Annotated in this window: 11 protein-coding genes; 1 reads left to right on the top strand and 10 read right to left on the bottom strand. The window is 33.9% G+C overall.

Annotation, left to right across the window (positions count from 1 at the left end; all coding sequences use genetic code 11):
• Positions 1–100: 100 nt before the first annotated feature.
• The 10 genes from B0A64_RS05360 to B0A64_RS05315 all read right to left on the bottom strand — a co-directional run bounded on the left by B0A64_RS05360 (position 101) and on the right by B0A64_RS05315 (position 13,822).
• Positions 101–1,486 (bottom strand): DUF4153 domain-containing protein, encoded by a 1,386-nt coding sequence (locus B0A64_RS05360; protein ID WP_089478489.1) that lies wholly within the window; start codon positions 1,484–1,486, stop codon positions 101–103.
• Between the two features lie 135 nt (positions 1,487–1,621).
• Positions 1,622–1,912, bottom strand: coding sequence for a winged helix-turn-helix domain-containing protein (locus B0A64_RS05355; protein ID WP_089478488.1), 291 nt, complete (start codon positions 1,910–1,912; stop codon positions 1,622–1,624).
• Between the two features lie 8 nt (positions 1,913–1,920).
• Entirely contained in the window at positions 1,921–2,535 is a 615-nt protein-coding gene (locus B0A64_RS05350) for a hypothetical protein (RefSeq protein ID WP_089478487.1), read from the bottom strand.
• Between the two features lie 658 nt (positions 2,536–3,193).
• Positions 3,194–4,078: a bifunctional 5,10-methylenetetrahydrofolate dehydrogenase/5,10-methenyltetrahydrofolate cyclohydrolase gene (locus B0A64_RS05345; RefSeq protein ID WP_089478486.1), complete on the bottom strand. Its 885-nt coding sequence runs from the start codon at positions 4,076–4,078 to the stop codon at positions 3,194–3,196.
• A 129-nt stretch (positions 4,079–4,207) separates the two neighbouring features.
• Positions 4,208–5,560 carry a signal recognition particle protein gene (ffh, locus tag B0A64_RS05340; protein WP_089478485.1) on the bottom strand — a complete coding sequence of 451 codons (1,353 nt, stop codon included), beginning with the start codon at positions 5,558–5,560 and terminating at the stop codon, positions 4,208–4,210.
• Positions 5,561–5,782: 222 nt separating this feature from the next.
• Positions 5,783–7,468, bottom strand: a complete 1,686-nt coding sequence (locus B0A64_RS05335) for an MBOAT family O-acyltransferase (protein ID WP_089478484.1) — start codon at positions 7,466–7,468, stop codon at positions 5,783–5,785.
• A 1-nt stretch (position 7,469) separates the two neighbouring features.
• On the bottom strand, positions 7,470–8,801 hold the full coding sequence (locus B0A64_RS05330; protein WP_244285352.1) for a GDSL-type esterase/lipase family protein: 1,332 nt from the start codon (positions 8,799–8,801) through the stop codon (positions 7,470–7,472).
• Between the two features lie 82 nt (positions 8,802–8,883).
• A complete protein-coding gene (locus B0A64_RS05325) occupies positions 8,884–10,368 on the bottom strand; it encodes an SGNH/GDSL hydrolase family protein (protein ID WP_089478482.1) in 1,485 nt (494 codons plus the stop codon).
• A 227-nt stretch (positions 10,369–10,595) separates the two neighbouring features.
• Positions 10,596–11,693 (bottom strand): HmuY family protein, encoded by a 1,098-nt coding sequence (locus B0A64_RS05320; RefSeq protein WP_089478481.1) that lies wholly within the window; start codon positions 11,691–11,693, stop codon positions 10,596–10,598.
• A 17-nt stretch (positions 11,694–11,710) separates the two neighbouring features.
• Positions 11,711–13,822, bottom strand: a complete 2,112-nt coding sequence (locus tag B0A64_RS05315; protein WP_089478480.1) for a TonB-dependent receptor plug domain-containing protein — start codon at positions 13,820–13,822, stop codon at positions 11,711–11,713.
• 106 nt (positions 13,823–13,928) lie between these two features.
• On the opposite strand from B0A64_RS05315, the gene B0A64_RS05310 reads away from it, so the two are divergent.
• On the top strand, positions 13,929–14,831 hold the full coding sequence (locus B0A64_RS05310; RefSeq protein ID WP_089478479.1) for a DUF6607 family protein: 903 nt from the start codon (positions 13,929–13,931) through the stop codon (positions 14,829–14,831).
• Positions 14,832–14,891: the final 60 nt, after the last annotated feature.

Raw genomic sequence — 14,891 nt, 5'->3', positions numbered from 1 at the left:
AAAAGTATCCTTTATTTTTAAAACCCGAAACTTTAAAACAATAATTAGACATTAAAAAACCGTCTTCATAAAATATTAAGACGGTTTTATCAGTAAACTTTTATTTATTATTTACAAAATCATAATACAACGCTTTCGAGAGAAATGATTTGTATTGATATTGCTTAATTTCTTCTTCTCTATAACTTTCGATCAATTTACCATCTAAATGATTTTTTGAAAAATATTCTTTTCGCACTTCATCATTAAAATTCAAATTGCTCAAAAATTCAGGCTCTACAGATTTGTTTACTGAGATATTGTAATTGGTAATCAGGTTTCCCCAATTTACAAAACTGCACAATAAAACTGTTCCATAAAAATACCATACCATTTGATTTGCCAAATAAGCATTTGTTTTTTGTTTCATAATTTTAAGAAAAACAAAAACTAAACCTATAATCGCCAAAATCAGAAAAGCATAAACTCCTAATCGTTTGTAGGTTAATCCGAAAACTGAAATATATTCTGAGTTTTTAATGATCGTACTTAAAATTAAAAGACCATTTAAGACAATCCAAATTTTGGCTAATTTTTTAAGCCACACTGCTTTTTTATCAAAATTAAATCCTCCTTTAAAGTAGAATAAAATTAATCCAACCGCCATTACTATCGAAAAGATAACTGAATTTACTCTCTCGTGAGTATCTGCGCTTAAGTTTGATGTAGTTTTTGCTTCAAAAAATTGTTCGTAATTGTAGGTTATAATAAAAATCAGAAGCATAAAATTGAGCAGTATTAAAGTGATTTCACCACTTTTTCGTTCGAAGTCAAGATCAAGAAACGAAAATGTATTTTGATTTTTAATTTCGGCTCCAGTATCAAAATCATTATTCAGCAAAGCATTTTTATCATAACAAATATCCGGCACCCAGTAATTCCAGAAACTAAATGAAATATAAAAACCAAGTATTCCTATAACGATAACTTCTATAATATCAAGATCTAAGGTATAATCTGTTAGTAATGACAAAAAATGAGTGCTTCCAAAAGAATAGGCAGCAAAAAAAACAACAATAAAAATCGCTGGAATAACAAAATAAGCAACCAGCTTTTTAGCAAAATTATTGTGAATTCTTTTTTCCGGAAGCCATTGACTAAATACAAAAATACGACCCACAGAGCTAATTGCATTTAAGAATACCAACGGAAAAACATGTATTACTTTAAGCTCTGATTCCTGTGTTTTAAATTGCAAAATGAGAACCGACATTGACAAAGCCAAAAAGGAAACAAAATCACCATACCAAGCAAATGCCAGGCAGGACAAAACCGAAGTTACAACTAAGATCAAATGAGATCTTTGAGTAAACCGATCCTGAAAGGAATAACAAATGAGACCCGTTAATAAAAGTGCAAAAATAGAAAGGTTTACTCCTACTGATTCCTTGTAAAAAAGCAGTGTAAAAATTATACTGCAAGCTAGAATAATCTGATGTTTTTTCATGTTTATTTAATTTATTTATTAGACATTGAATCTGTTATCGCCTTTTTATGCTACAATCTTCCAAGGGCAATTTCATGATTTTTAATTTTAAAAGTACTTTGTGTTTCAAAGTATTTAGATAAAAAAATATAGTCTTTACGATTTCATTAATTTTTCCAGATACGAAAGGTGTTCTTTAAAGGCCGCACGTCCTCTTGGGGTAACCTGATAAGATGTTTTGGGCTTTTTGCCTACAAACTCCTTTTTAATCTCTATATATTCTGATTTTTCAAGTGCTGAGGAATGACTGGCTAAATTACCATCTGTTATATTGAGAAGATTTTTCATTTCAGTAAAATCAATCCATTCATTGACCATCAGAACGGACATTATACCCAATCTAACGCGGCTTTCAAAATCTTTATTTAGTTTATCAATGATTCCCATTGCGTGGATTATTTATATTTTTTGAACATTATTAATCCGTATAAGATATGCAAAATACCAAATCCGACGATCCAAAAAACCAAACCATATCCGATATAAAACAGAGAAATAAATCCTAAAATAAGTTCGCAAAACCCCAGATACTTAATATCCGAAAACGTAAATTTCTCTGCATTTACAAGTGCTAAACCATAGAAAATTAAAGTCGTTGGAGCTATTAAACCGTATATGTTGTGATACAAAAGTCCTAAACAAAATAAACCTCCCACCAATAATGGAAAGGCTAGATTAAACAGCATATTTTTTGTAGCAGAAGTCCAGATTGGTAAGTCATATTTTCTACTTTTTCGTATCGTAAAAGTAAGTCCAAAAATAAAAGCAAAAGCCAAAATGATCAGACCGGTAAAAAACAAGTGAGATACTAAACTGGCAGGAATCGTGCTATACTCTCCGCCAAAATACTCAATACCGTTAGCTTTAAACAATTCATAAACATACAATCCGCCAACCAATGCTGACAGTCCCGCAAAAACTCCTGAGAGTCCACTTAAGGATATAAATCTTGAAGAACGCTCCATCATGGAACGAATATGGGCTAAATCTTCTTGGTGCTTCTGATTCATAATAAAAGTACTTTGTCCTGCAAAGTTATGTTTTATTTTGAATTGACAAGTGTAAATGTTGATTTTTTTATTTCGTTTAATAGATCGGTTGTATCTAAAATGTATAATCCCTACGGGATATTTGTGGGGTTCGCAATATATATTTTAGCTACCAACCTGTAACTCCTAGCGGAGTATTTTCTGGAAATTAAATATGGACATTTCTATATCACCCCAATGGGGTTCTGACAAACATGATTAATGAATCTCTATAAATATACAATCCCGAGGGGATTTTATTACATTAATCCCATCGGGATATTTGCAGGGTTGGCTAAATATCTTTTCCTGCCAACCTGTAACTCTTAACGAAGTTTTTTCTGGAAATTAAATATTTGAAGCGATAATTTATTTTACTTTCTACCAATAATACCTATCGGACTATCTAGGAGAGATTACATATTGGTAAAAAATAATTATCCAATAGTCTTTTGTCCCGTAGGGACTACACTCCATTAATTCATTACTAAACAATACAAACCTGCAAGGTTTTTAAAACCTTGCAGGAATAGATATTTTATTAACGCAAAGTTGCGGGAGGGATAGTCCGTCCAGAGTATATAAACCAATAAAGCCTACTCGATTGAATAGGCTTTGGTTGTATTTATTTTGGAAAAAATTATTTTTTGACACTTCTCATTTTTCTGGCGAGAAGTGTGTTTTTAAGCAACATCGCGATTGTCATTGGTCCTACTCCACCAGGAACTGGCGTAATATAGGATGCTTTTTTACTTACTTCATCAAAATCAACATCGCCTTTTATAACATAACCTTTTGAGTTTGATGTATCTTCTACACGCGTAATTCCAACATCTACAATTACAACTCCGTCTTTAACCATATCTCCTTTTAAGAATTCAGGAACGCCTAAAGCTGTGATAATAATATCAGCATTTTTAGTAAATTCGGCTAAATTTTTAGTTCGGCTGTGTGTTAAGGTTACGGTCGAATCTCCAGGGTTTCCTTTGCGACTCATTAAAATACTCATTGGTCGGCCTACAATATGGCTTCTACCAATAACAACGGTGTGTTTTCCGGCAGTTTCTACTTTGTAACGCTCTAGTAATTGCATGATTCCAAATGGTGTTGCAGGAATAAAGCTTTCCATCTCCAGAGCCATTTTCCCGAAGTTTGTTGGGTGAAATCCATCAACATCTTTATCAGGATCAATCGCCATTAAAATCTTTTGCTCGTCAATATGTTTTGGCAATGGCAGTTGTACGATAAAACCATCAAGATCGTCATCTTCGTTTAGTTCTTTGATTTTTGCCAGTAAAGCTTCTTCGCTAATATCTTCCGGTAAACTTACCAAAGTAGAATCGAAGCCTATTTGCTGACAAGATTTTACTTTACTTCCTACGTAAGTTAAACTTGCTCCGTTTGTTCCCACGATTACGGCTGCCAAATGAGGTACTTTTCCTCCGGCATCTTTTATGGATTGAACTTCGGCTGCGATTTCGTTTTTAATGTCTTCAGCTGTTTTTTTACCGTCTAGTAGTTGCATTTCTTGTAAGTTAAATGTTTTGAGTTAAAAGTGAGAAGTTAACTGCTTCTCTATTATTAATATAATTAAAAAATTTAAGGTCTAAAATTCCAAGCAACTTGAAACTTTAAACCTTAAATAAATTTTTCTCTATCTCGGCATTCCGCCTGGCATTCCTTTCATGCCTCCCATCATTTTCATCAGGTTTTTTCCGCCCGGACCCTGCATCATCTTCATCATTTTGCTCATTTGGTCAAATTGCTTCATTAACTGATTTACTTGCTCGACTTTGGTTCCGGAACCTTTAGCGATTCTGGCTTTCCTTTTTACGTCGATTAGGGCAGGTTTGCTTCTTTCGATTGGTGTCATCGAATGTATGATTGCTTCGATATGCTTAAAAGCATCATCTTCTATTTCTACATCTTTCATGGCTTTTGAAGCTCCCGGTATCATCCCAACCAGATCTTTCATATTACCCATCTTTTTTACTTGCTGTATCTGAGTTAAGAAATCATCAAAACCGAATTCGTTTTTAGCGATTTTCTTTTGAAGTTTTCTGGCTTCTTCTTCGTCAAATTGTTCTTGTGCTCTTTCTACAAGAGACACAACATCTCCCATACCTAAGATACGCTCTGCCATACGATCCGGATAGAAAACATCAATTGCTTCCATCTTCTCGCCTGTACCTACAAATTTGATTGGTTTGTTTACAACCGATTTAATCGAAATTGCAGCTCCACCACGTGTATCACCATCTAACTTCGTTAAAATAACTCCATCAAAGTTTAAGATATCGTTGAAGGCTTTTGCTGTATTTACAGCATCTTGTCCTGTCATTGCATCTACAACAAACAAGGTTTCCTGTGGCTGGATTGCTTTATGTACACGAGCAATTTCATCCATCATTTCCTGATCTACTGCCAAACGACCAGCCGTATCGACAATAACTACATTAAAACCATTTGCTTTTGCATGTTTGATTGCGTTTTGAGCAATTTCTACAGGATTTTTATTTTCCGGCTCTGAGTATACCTCAACGCCTATTTGATCCCCAACAACATGCAACTGATTAATCGCCGCAGGACGGTAGATATCACACGCTACAAGAAGTGGCTTTTTATTTTTCTTTGTCTTTAAAAAGTTGGCAAGTTTACCAGAGAAAGTCGTTTTACCAGAACCCTGAAGTCCTGACATCAAAATAACACTAGGAGTTCCGGAAAGATTGATTCCTGCAACATCACCACCCATTAATTCTGTTAGTTCGTCTTTTACCAACTTCACCAATAATTGTCCTGGCTGAAGTGTTGTTAAAACGTCCTGACCAATTGCTTTTTCTTTTACTTTGGTCGTAAAATCTTTAGCAATTTTAAAGTTAACATCGGCATCAAGTAAGGCACGACGAACTTCTTTTAAGGTATCGGCAACGTTTACTTCTGTAATTTTACCGTGTCCTTTTAATATATGGAAGGCTTTATCTAACTTATCACTTAAATTATCAAACATAATTTTTTCTTTATTTGAAGTGCAAAGATAATCTAATTAGATATTTCAGGCAATTTTTATTTAAGCGCAATTTTTTACCACGGAGTTTTGTTTTGCCACGAAGACTCAAAGACACAAAATTTGCTTTTTTAAATTTCTTTGAGCAAAAATTATAAAAAAAGGCACAAAGAAAAAACTTTGCGCCTTTGTGCCTTTGTGGCTATGAACCTTTGAACCTTTTTTTTAAAACTGGAAATAAATAAAAGGCTGTGAACCGGCAACTGCTGTTGCGTAAACAATCCAGTATACAAATCCCAGTACAATTGCTTTTCCTATTAATGGTGTTTTATCAAAAACTAATTTCATTTTTGAGGTAAAAACTTCTGGCAGGAAATGCCATACATATCCAAAAAGCATTAATAAAAACACATTTTTATATCCTAGTACTATTGCTTGCCAATGATCCGGCTCAAAAGTCAACTGACCAATATTGTTGATTACCTGCAAGGCCGTTTCAAAATCTCTGGCACGGAAAAAGATCCAGCAAAAAACTACGAAATGAAATGTAACTACGATTGAGAACAATTTCCATAAAAAACCGGAACCTTTGCCTTCGTTTTTAGAAGGGAAAAATTCTATAAAAATTTTATGAATCGCCAGTGCCAGACCGTGCAATGCTCCCCAAATAATAAATTGTGCTCCGGCACCATGCCATAATCCGCCTAAAAGCATTGTAGTAAACAAATTGAAATTGGTTACCAATGTCTGGTGTTTCTTTTGCGAAAGCAAAAATGTTAAAGAAAACAATACGATTGCCCCAATTGCTATTGCAAGCGGAATAAAACTTTCGTTTGTATTAGAGATTCCCCAAAGCAATAACCCGAAAAAGAATAAACTTGGAAATAAAAACCCTGCAAATGTTCCCTTACGATTTCCGCCTATAGAAATGTACAAGAAATCTTTTAACCAGGTAGATAACGAAATATGCCATCTTCTCCAGAAATCTGTAATTGAGGTTGATTTATAAGGTGTTCTAAAGTTGGCTGGTAATTTGAATCCTAATAACAAAGCGATTCCGATTGCCATATCTGAATATCCGGAAAAGTCACAATAAATTTGAATAGCATATCCGTAAGATGCCATTAAATTTTCGAATGACGTATAATTCATTGGTGTGTCAAAAACACGATCAACAAAGTTTATCGAGATATAATTTGAGATTACCGTTTTCTTGATTAATCCGCCAATGATCAGGAACAATGCATTGTTTACATCTTGCTTTGTCAGGTTTAATTTTTGATAAATCTGAGGCAGGAAGTCTTTTGCCCGAACAATTGGTCCGGCAACTAACTGAGGGAAAAAGGAAACGAAAAATAAATATTCGATATAATTTTTTGTAGGCTTAATTTCTTCTCTGTAAATCTCAATGATATAACTCATGGACTGGAAAGTATAAAACGAAATTCCCACAGGAAGAAAAATATCATGAAGCTGAAAATTACCGTGAAACATATCGTTGTAGGTAACAATCATAAAATTCATGTATTTAAAATAGCCCAGTAAGCCCAAGTTGAGAATTACACTGATGACTAAATAAATTTTCTTTCGGCTGTCTTTTGCTTCTTTATAAATAATTTGACTCAGGCTGTAATCTACAACCGAGGACAGCAACAACAGCAAAAAGTAAATTCCGCTTGACTTATAATAAAAGAAAAGCGAAAAGAGAATAACGTATGTTAGCCTCAAATAAAATGTTTTGCGTAAAAAGGCATACACAAAATAAAAAACGAGAAATAAGCCTAAGAATAACCCGGTATTGAACAGTAGTTTTTCTTCAGGATTGTATATAAACCAACTTTTAGCCTGTTCTAAAGTAACGGTGCCAAAATTGTGAACAAACCAATTATTTATGCTATCAATTGTAATCAACTTAATTTTTTAGTTTAAAATTATCGTATGCTTTTAAAAACGCCTCTGTAAACAAGTTCCCTTGTTTTTCGTATCCTTTTTTAGAATAATGAACCCAATCCGGTCCAATTAATCCTGAAGATTTTAGATTTTTAATTCCGTCAAATCCTCCAAATTCATCATATAAATCCCAAACGGCAAAGCCATCTGTTTTTGCAATTTCAATAATTGCTTTTGCATAATCCCGTACATAAACATTGGGCCTTCTTGCTTTAAGTAAAGAAGGTGGCGGGGTCATGACAATTATAGCAGCATCACTATTTTGATCCCGGATATTTTTTATAAACTCCCGCAATTCTCTAATATAGGCAGCATCTTCCATGTGGTCATAACTTTCATTTGTTCCTAACGAAATAATGAATAACTCCGGATGTAACGCTTTTAATTGTTCAAAAAATAACGGATACTTGATGTAATCTGAAAACTTGGCACCATTTACACCAATACTATTATAGATTAAACCCGGAGCATCTTTTTCTAAAACTATTCCGTTCAATTCATATTTTGAGGCTTCTTTATTGGGCACCAGAAAAATTTTATCTAATGCTTTTTCAGAATGGTAATAATGAGAATTTGCATCTGCTTCTAGCAACAAAGAAACAAACTCTGAACTGGTAATGTTTTTAGGTTTTGTTTCGTTCGTTAGAATTTTTAATGTTCTTCCTGCACGAATATTATTAGACTTTAAATGATTTTCTCTTTTTATTTCGGCGATCGAAATATTGTATTTATCGGCAATCGTAGAAATAGCTTCGCCTTTTTTTATTTTATGCGTAATTATTTTACGTTCTGTTGATTGGATTGTTTTGGTTTGAGATGAGATCGACAAATCAAACATATTCTGGTTTTGCGGCGTAATAATTTCTATCGAATTAAACTTATACGCCGGATCTTTTATATGAACTTCGATTGCAAATCCGCCGGTATCTCTCCACAATGCAATTCCGCTTAAACCTACAGGATCATTTTTATGGGGATGGATGTTTCGATAACTTTCCCATTTTCTATTCGAATAAAACCGCTCGTTATAGGAACCATTTGTTTGAGCCAATTGGTACGGAAAAACGAAACCTCGGCCTGCATTCCCAAATTTTTGCTGTAAATTCTTCCTGATCTCATTGGTCATTAAATCGCTCTGAATATGAGAATCACCAATGTGTACAATATTTATTTTCTGATTATTATATTCCTGGTTCGACTTTAATTTCTCAAAAAAACGCTCTAAGACTTTTGCATTATAGATTCCATCTTCAGAAAAAGAATCAACCGCTGCTGTATCGACTTTATGAATCATATTTTTTGTTATTGGAATTGAATCTGCCTTTTGCGTTTTATCATTTGTTGAGAAAAAAAGACAACAAAAGAAAATAATAAGTTTATTCATTTACACTATCTTTTTTTACAGAAACGGAATCTGTATTTGTTTTTCGGACTGTTTTCCGTTTAGTAACATCAGTCTGTCTATTTTCTCGTAATACTTTGTATTGCTCGTATCCTTTGTTTAGTTGGTCGTATAATAGTTTACCAATTGCTTTTGCACCACGCTGGTTAAAGTGTGTATAATCTTTATTGGCTTTTGCCGGAGTTCCGTCGACCCATTTTACCATCGATCCGTCGCCACCCATTAAGGTATACAAATTTACGAATCCTGATTCCGTTTCAAGTGCATATCTTTTTTGTGATTTCATCAACGGAACTACGGCAGAATCTGTTTTCATTTCCATATCATATTTCGTCGATTTATCAGCTGTTGATATAATTAAAACAGAAACTCCCGGAAAAGATTCCTTAATTTTATTTACTGCTTTTGTCATTCCTCTCTGGTACCAGGAATAATTCTTGGTTCCGTAGTTTAATACGTTGGTTCCGTAATGCAAAATAACCAGATCATACTTTAAACTATTATTAAATCCTTGCATTACACTGGTGTTGAACATAGAGATTGGCAATCCTGAATTTCCTCTTTGAGAGAAGTTATCCACGTGAACCCCAATTCCGTTATCAAAATTAAAACCATAAATTGGAATTGAATCTGCATGATTAAAATTTGCTTTGAATGCTTTTATACTTCCCGAAGTCACTTTTAGAGTATTGATCAGGTTACTTGAAACAAGGCTTTTATGCAGGGTATCTTTACCAATAATAAAACTAACATTTCCTTTTTTAGATGATCTTCCATAAAACAAAGTAGGATTGTCTAAGGTTGTTGCATATTTATTAGGGCCTGCTTCGTATTGAACCCAGGTTGAATTGGCTTTATCATTTGCAAAAAAGACGTGTCCGTTTACGCCAAAAGGGCTTATTGGCTTTTTGACATTTAGATACGATTGCGTTTTCCAGTTTTTAGAATAAGATGATTTTACAGAACCTCTTGAAGCAGAAGATTCTGAGGTTATAGATACAAAACCAACTCCGTTACCACCAAAACGTTCCTGATAATTAGAGCGAACGTCTTGCACAATCAAATCTCCATCTGTCATTGAATCTCCATAATAGGCGATCCTGACTTTGGCTTGCGGGTTGTTTTCAAGTTGATACAGTTTCTCATAGAAAGAAACCAAATATTGATATCCTTTATAATTATCGAAGGTTTCAGATGGAAACTCAATTCCTTCTGAAGCATCAAAAACTATTTTTTCTTTAGCTTCTTTTTTTTCGTCTTCGGTAAGCGTATCGCCTTCCTGTGCCAAAGAATCATTTGCTACTGACTCTAAAAGCAAACTATCGATAAGTACGTTTTTAGAATCGACTTTGCTATCCGGGAAAATTTTATCCGGTAAGATTTGCTTAAATCCAATGAAAGCTATGAATGCTAACGCAACAATTGCAAAAGACTGAAAGAAATAAGATTTTGTATTCACTAGTGGCTATAAATTTGAAGAAAGGCTTTTGGGATATTTTTATTAAAAATTCTTAGTAATTCCTTATAAAAATATCCGCAAAGATAAAATAAACATTAATTTATTGATTGTTTTTAACATATAAATAAAACAAAAAAAAGAGGTTAGAATTATCTAACCTCTTTATCAAAAAAAATAAAAAAAACAAAGCTAATGATTAACTAAACTTTTATCCCGTTTTATGATTATTAGTTTAAGATCGCGTATTCTAAAGCAACATTACCTCTTTCTCCTGCATCATTTGTCATTGCAAGGAATTTAACTTTATAGTAGTTTCCTGCACCATCTTTTACCACATAAAAACGGTCTGTTCTAATACTTGGCAAAGAACCAGGACCTCCCCCGCTTCTCCAGTTAGAACCAATAGCTCTTTGATCTGTTACTGATGCTGTAAAATTAGCCTCAACAACTTTAGTCTTTGTAAAATCAGCATAAGTTCCTCCTGTAGCGACCAAAACCTGATACACTTGTGTTCCTCCTTTAGCATTAGACGACACAAAATCAGCATATCCGTAAGTAACTTCAGTTGGATTTTTGTTTGCATCCTGAGATGGGATGTAATTGGTAAAAGTGGTAAAGTTCAAATCCCATTTACTTTTTGCAGGCTCTACTGAAACAGTACTTCCTGAAGTTAAGCTAAAAAATGAGAAATTAAAATCTGAATCTTTTGAAATTGTTTTTTCAGTAAAAGTTGCAGAATTTAAATCCGCATATTGAATTTTATATCCATTTCCGCTTCTTAAGATTCTAACTTTTTTCCAACCTCTTGCATCACCATCAACACTTACTGAACCAACAGCCGGTTTAGTAGTCGAAATAGCAAATCCCAGATTTACCAAGTACACTTTGTTATCTGCATCTGTAGCAGAAATTTCAGCAATCGAAGTTCCAATTCCTGCTCCTGCACCTGCCAAAACTCCTGTTGGGTTATCAACAAATCCGTTTGACGAAAGAGTTTCTCCAGCTCCAACAGAAACATTTGCATCGATTACTTGTGGTAAAGTAATATCTGAAGTCGCTAATTTTTTAGCTGCCATTTTAAGAGAACCGTTAAGGATTACTCTAAATTCTGAGTTTGAAGAAAAACCAAAATCCCAAGTTGCTCTGTTTACAGATTTAGATTCTGCAGCACTTAAATCAAGATAAACCTGATTTGGCTCATTTGCTCCGCCTACTGTTTCTTTTAATGTTGCTCCAACAGTTGGAATTTCAACCGGAGTATCGTCATCACTTGAGCATGCTGCCAGTGAAAGTAAAGCTATTGATAAAAATAAAAGTTTTTTCATTGTAATTATATTTAATATTAAAGATTAAGGTTATATGCTAATTTTAAAAAATAAGAACGGCCATAAGCAAGCATTACTTCGCTTGACGCAGCATGTGCTGCCCCGTTATTCGTCCCTGTTTGATTTATGTTTGTTATATTAAGAATGTTTCTTGCCCCAATGGTAACTTCAAAATGATCTTTGAAGAAATTTTGTCTTACAGTTGCATCAAGCCAGTTACTTGCATCAATTGTCGACAAAGTATAAGCAGCAGTTCCCTGAATAAACTGTTGCGTTCTGCCATTATATTTGTAGTATGCTGAAAGAACTGTTTTCCATTTTGGCAGTTTATACGAAACACTTGCATTTAAGTTGAAAGAGTAAAGAAACTTATCGTCTGAGGTAAAGACCTGGTTTTTTATTTCCTGAGAAATTCCAATTAATGCAGCTCCAAAATTGAATGTTAGATTGTCTTTTTTGAATTGATTCATCGTCGAGAAATTCCACATTCTGTATTTACTGATATTGATGTATTGATATTCCGGATTTCCTGTATCGGGATTAAACCTGATAAGTGCCATACCAATTCTGTCATCAACATTTAAGTAACTTCCGGCAAATGTGTTCGAAAGTTGCTCTCCTGACGAGAATGTGGTTCCTTTTTTAAGGCTGGCTTCATACGAAGTACTTGTTTCGGGAATAAGGTTTTCATTGCCGGTAAAAAAGTGTCCGTCAAAAATTTGTTTTGAATATAATTCTTCAAACGTTGGGGTTCTAAAAGAGTTTCCATAAGAACCGCGAAGCTCAATTCCTTTATCAAACAAGTATCTTAAACCAAGAGATGAAGCATATTGATTGTCAAATTGTGATTGAGCCGAAAATCTAATTCCCGGTCGGACAGATAATCTCTCTGTTGCCATAATTTCTGAAGAGGCAAAGAAGTCATAGTTCTCAAGTGTTTTACGAACAGGTGTCATGATATTATTTGCTTCCTGAACTAACGAATATCCGCGATTATTCACGAACTCATACCCCAACTGCAAATCAACCGTTTTGCTTGAGAAAAAGTTATTTAAGGTTCCTGTAGAATAAAGTACTTCCATCGACTGATCTTTGACAGTAACATTATTGGCTTCGGTTTTTGTAAATAAATAATACCTGAAATCTTCTACATCCCGCGCTTGCTTCTGGTGAGAAAGCGAAACATTATAATTTAATTGCGAAAACAGTTTACCGGTAGCATTTAAATTATGAAAATATCTGTTGGTCAAATATCTCTTGTCATTTGCATAACGATAAGATCCCAACACATCATTAAATCCTGATTGTACGGTACTGTTATAATAATCTACATTTTCGTCTAAATATTCGAATTTATAAAAAAAGCGAAAATTATCTTTATGATATGCTATCAATGCTGTACCGTTGATCTGGTCTTTTGGCAACCATCTATAACCACGCGTTCCATCATTTTCGATATAGTCAATTCCGTTTTTATCACTCAAAAAACCCTGAAAATCGTTGCGGTTTCCTCCAATCGAAATAAACCAATTTTTATTGAAGGTATGAGAGACTTTTAAAGCCTGAATATGTCGTCCCTGATCAAAAAGAGAATATTCGTTGTTGACTGTTTCTTCCTGAACTGATGCTGTGATTCCCCATTTATATTGCGACGTTTTTTTGGTAATTATATTCAAAACACCACTTACGGCATTCGCACCATAACTAACTCCCATCGAACCTTCGACAATCTCAATATGATCGACATCATTCAGATTGATTTGCGATAAATCTGTATTGTTACCAAAACCTGCCTCATTAACTAACGGAACATTATCGACCAGAATTTTAAAATATTGCGCATCTAAGCCAAATAACGAAACGGTAGAACGCCCACTTGTTCCGCTGGGACTTACCGTAATATTTAAGTATTGATTTAAAACATCGGCTAAACTATTTGCTGCTAAATTTTGTATGTCCTGATTGGAAATAACACGAACATTAAAAACTGATTTCTTAATAGACTGTGGTTCAAATTGTCCCGTTACAACCACTTCCGAAAGCTTATTTACAGCCGTAGTATCTTTTTCCTGTGCAAAAGATATTTGACAAAAAAGAACAACTGTAAAAAGGGTAAATTTTATTTTCATTATTTTTATTGAGTCTTAATAACCGTGCAAATATAGAAACTATTTTTATTTGTTCTAAATAAAATCTCTATATTTGCAAAAATTATAAAAAACAAAATAATAAGTTATGATTTCAAAAAGCCTCTATTTTTCAGCCGTTATGGCTTTGACTTGTAGCCTTGGTTTCAGTCAGGACAAAAAGCAACAGGACATTAAGTCAATCAAATCAATGTGTGGTTGCTACGAAGTGAAATTTAATTTTGCCGAAACTTTTCAGTATCCTAAAGATTCGCTTACTTACAAACCTTCGCAAACAAAACACGAATCTGCTTTAGAATGGGTAGAGTTGCTGGAAGACACTCCAAACAAAATTGTAATGCAACACTTATTAATAGTAAGTGATGATATGATTATTAAACACTGGAGACAAGATTGGTTATATGAAAACACTGATTTATATTCATTTGATAAAAACACTTCCTGGAAATATAAAAAACTGGACAAAAAAGCAGTAAAAGGACAATGGACTCAAAAAGTGTATCAGGTAGATGATAGCCCGAGATACGAAGGTTCATCGACTTGGGTACATGTTGACGGACAAGATTACTGGGCAAATGTTGCTGATGCTCCTTTGCCAAGAAGAGAACAAACAAAACGTAATGACTATAATGTTTTAAAAAGAAGAAACATTCACGAAATTACTGCTACCGGATGGAATCATGAGCAAGACAATGACAAATTGATCAGAGACGATAGCGGAAAAGATGTTTTGTTGGCGCAAGAAAAAGGATTTGATGTTTATACTAAGGTTGCAGATATTAAATGTATTGCAGGACAAAAATGGTGGAAGGAAAACAATGCCCTTTGGAAAAATGTTCGTGACAAATGGCAAACGCTTTTTGACAGACATAAAGACTTAAACCTGGAAGCCAAAGTAGATAGAAAAGCGCTTTATTCTCTTTTGTTTGATTTAAAACCAACCGCTACAAAAGCAGAATCTGATGCAATTATCGACAAATTCGTAAAATAAAAATGTTTGTGTTAGTTATAAAAAAGCCGATAGTTTTAGGACTATCGGCTTTTTTTGTAT

Source organism: Flavobacterium araucananum (assembly GCF_002222055.1).
GTDB lineage: Bacteria > Bacteroidota > Bacteroidia > Flavobacteriales > Flavobacteriaceae > Flavobacterium > Flavobacterium araucananum.
Note: the sequence above shows the minus strand (reverse complement) of the source record. Positions and strands in the feature narration are given on the sequence as shown.